Origin of the sequence: Butyrivibrio sp. LC3010, from assembly GCF_000424385.1 — a bacterium.
Lineage (GTDB): Bacteria > Bacillota > Clostridia > Lachnospirales > Lachnospiraceae > Butyrivibrio.
Genome location: NZ_AUJU01000063.1, coordinates 1 through 3,627, shown reverse-complemented (window position 1 = coordinate 3,627; position 3,627 = coordinate 1). Strand labels below are relative to the sequence as shown.

Genomic DNA, 3,627 nt, shown 5'->3' with positions numbered 1-3,627 from the left:
AGTTTCTGCATTCTGGATCTTTTCCTTTGCTGTCTGTAGATCCTCTTCTTCTACCTCTGCATTTATCGCAGCATTATATGCATCATACGCGGCTTTAATGTTAGCCTCTGTAGGCTCTCCTAATGCTTTCTCAGCTGCTGTATTTGCTTCTGCTATGGCCTGTTTTTTCTTTGCAAAAGCTATATTGGTAGTGGCTGTCGCAAGTTCTTCATCACTGGCATTAAATGGCTTGCGTTTTGCTTCTGCCACCTTTGCTTCTGCGGCCTCTATATCTTCTGTTTTTAGTGTACTGAGTGCCTGTGCTGCTGCATCTATTGCTGCTTTGATTGCTGCTGCTTTTGCTGCTCTTGTCTTTGCTGATTCAATGTATCCTCTAGCTTTATCCAATACACTATCTGTTATCCCGTCTATTGCAGCTTCTTTTATTTTTTTTGATACTTCTCCTATTTTGCCCTCTGCTGTCTCGATCAGATCTGCTGAAGGTGTATCATATGCCGCATTTGCTGCTTTCTCTGCTTCTGCCACAGCAGCCATTATTGACAATTTATTCCTTGCTAATGTAATATAGCTGTTTGCTGTATTAAGTTCATTACCTGTTGCCCCAGCTTGTACAGCATCCCCAATTTTGCCATCTGCATTTTTGATACTAACAACTGAAGGATTGTCATATGCATTTTGGGCTTCATCATTTGCTCTCTTTATTTTTTCTGCAACCGTTATATCGTTTCTTGCTTTTTCCAGTTCTTTATCATTCGCATAAAATGGTTCTTTCTTTGCTATATTATATTTATCATTTGCTGTCTTAATGTGCTCCTCATCTGGTACCACACGTGCCTCAGCCGATGCATCTTCTGCATCTCTTATTGCTTTCAGCTTTTCATCTTCAACCAGCAATGGGTTAGAACTATCAGCTAGTTCAAATGCAACATAACCAATCTGAGCTGTTTTAATATCCAAAAAATAATTGCCTCCAAAATCACCGACATTTGACATAACGCCAAAATATTTCGCCTTTTTAGCAGATGGTGAAACGACATAACTACTACTGCCGTTATTATTGTACTGAGCAAATATTTCTTTTTTATTTTCGTCAAATAATTTAATTGTAAGTAATAAATCATTTGTTTTATATGGCACTTCTACATTTATACTAATAAGCTTACTCAAATCAATTTCCATATTATTTGGTAGTGCACTTAAAACATTCTGATAATCTCTCTGAAAAGCTAATATACCATTATTAATAGGCCATTTAGGATATGAATTTTGTTCATATATTCTAGTACGATGTGGATTATTATTTAATGAATTATCATTATCATCTAAATTATGAAACTCTAGATCGCTGCCGTATAATAATATCGTATTTGAACCTCTATTAGGTCCGTTATATTCCGGCGGTTGCTGATTAGTATTTACCTTTTCAGTCACAGTAATTTTATTAACGCTAAAGTAATATTTGCCATGTTGCTTGTCTGATGGCATAAAACTAATATAGCGGAAATTACCTGCAAAATCAGGCTTAAGTATTATCTGATTATTTCCATCAGCTACTTGATCCTTAAAAAGTTGTTTACACGAATTATTAGCAAAATCATCTAGTGAAATATCATTATGTAACCTTATATTGACAAATTTGTCATCAGACTTATATGTTGTAGGATTCCAAAAACAATAACCGTTTTCATCAGTTTTCCATTCGCCACCTTCCCTATCACTAATATCCAGCGTTATCTTACTAATTTTATATCCATCAAAATCTTTACCAAGATCAAATACTTGTTCACGATTATCAGTTAAAAAAACACTTTCCAGCTTATTATTAAATTCTGGATCTCTTGGATTTCTTAAAAAAGTATACTTCTTTTTCCCGCCATCATTACTTATGTAGACTGTACTTTGACCATCTCTAATATTGTTATTAGCATTTGACCAGTTTATGTAGAAATTATATTCACCTGCATATTCAGCTCTGGCTGTTAATGAGTCAGTACTCAATACCCCTATTATCATTGCAATGGATAGAATAAAAGAAATTATCCTGGATTTATTCCCACTCATACTTGCTCCTCTCTGCTTCAATCATATTGTCGGAAACCTTTGCAATTATATGCGTTTCTATGATTATTTTCAACATGAATTCGAAACTTTTTTACATTTTGGGATTATTCACAAAAATGTAGAGTGTTTCATGCGCCTTTTGATTAAATATTTAGCCTTATATGAATATATCGTTTTCGTTCAGTATTTGTCGCATTCAATTGCGCACAATGCAAAATAATGTCGCAAAAATGGGCTTTTCAAGTATTTTTTACTGCTCTGTTCTTAAAATCGTTTATTTTTTTAACGATTAACCTTCTTTATTACGTATATGAAATTTTTTCTCTCAAACTATATATTTTACATTTAATATTTTACCAAGTGCATAGTCAACACACTTGTTGTAAAGTTATATCTGAATTTGAATACAACTTAAATTTTCGAAAGATTTGCTAGAAAAATAAAAAAGAAGAACCTTTATCACCAAAGATTCTCCTTTTTCTTAATTATTTTCGTAACGTATTTTCGTACGTTTCGCAAAATATCCAATTCATGATTTCGTGAAATTAAATTACATCGCATGAAATTTAATTACATATTCAAACTTCATTGTAATATCTTATTAAAGTATCATTGTTATTCCATACAAGACCGGTTGATGAAGCATATAAATAATAAGTGAATGCCTGCCGATCCATGACAGCGGTTTAATGTTTATATGGAAAATGCCAAAACCAAATTTCTTCTTTATTACACTATGTAGAAAATAACCTGCTATAAATAAAAATATCCAGGGCATAAGGGAAAAATAATCTGATGAATAAAATCCATTCTGCATAAATCCAAGATAAGTAAGATATGAATTATGCAAAACATCCTGCCCGACCTGACCATACAGAGTATCAGGAAGTGCAATATTAGATACAAAGAGATTAAGAAATCCTCTATTTATAGGCTTAGTAATAGCAAATAATACTACACTTATAAATAGTCCCCACAATGGATCTTTTGAATTTGCCACAGACAAATCCGGACCGTTTGATTTACCGTTTATACCAGATAGGCCTGCATTACCAGTTGAATTTATCTTATTATAAAGGCTTATCACTGCCCCCAACAGTATCATGGCAGAGCCGAGGAATGTCAGCACACCAAAATACACCGGAGCATCAGGCAGAACAAGTACTGTCACGCAGGTAATGATAATTCCGCATAGAAAAACCAGCACGCCGTTCCTTATAGGCTTTCTTGCAAAGTGCATGCAAAAACCTGATATCAAGATAAAGGACCAGCATATACTCTGTTGCCACAAATAAGAACCAAAGGTCCCATACCATGGCATATTTAACCCTTTAATATATTTAAGGTCCCAACAAAAATGATATAAAATCATACTAATAAGAGTGATTCCTCTTATAGTATCAATAGTTTCAAGTCTTTTCTTACGAGTCTGCATTATTGTCTCTCCCCATCAATTTTTTTCATACCAATTGATTTTAACAGAAATGCAGAAGTTTTGTTAGTTTTTTTCTAAAAAAACAGGCAGTCATCAATTAAACTGCCCCGTTACTATATACATATGCATAT

At 33.6% G+C, this 3,627-nt stretch carries 2 protein-coding genes; both read right to left on the bottom strand.

From position 1 onward, the window contains the following. A partial coding sequence (locus tag G622_RS23920; RefSeq protein ID WP_044958207.1) for a hypothetical protein occupies nt 1-2,061 on the bottom strand: 2,061 nt, incomplete at its 3' end. Nucleotides 2,062-2,662: 601 nt separating this feature from the next. Then, nucleotides 2,663-3,496 carry a heparan-alpha-glucosaminide N-acetyltransferase gene (locus tag G622_RS0119775; protein ID WP_044958205.1) on the bottom strand — a complete coding sequence of 278 codons (834 nt, stop codon included), beginning with the start codon at nt 3,494-3,496 and terminating at the stop codon, nt 2,663-2,665. Nucleotides 3,497-3,627 lie beyond the last annotated feature (131 nt).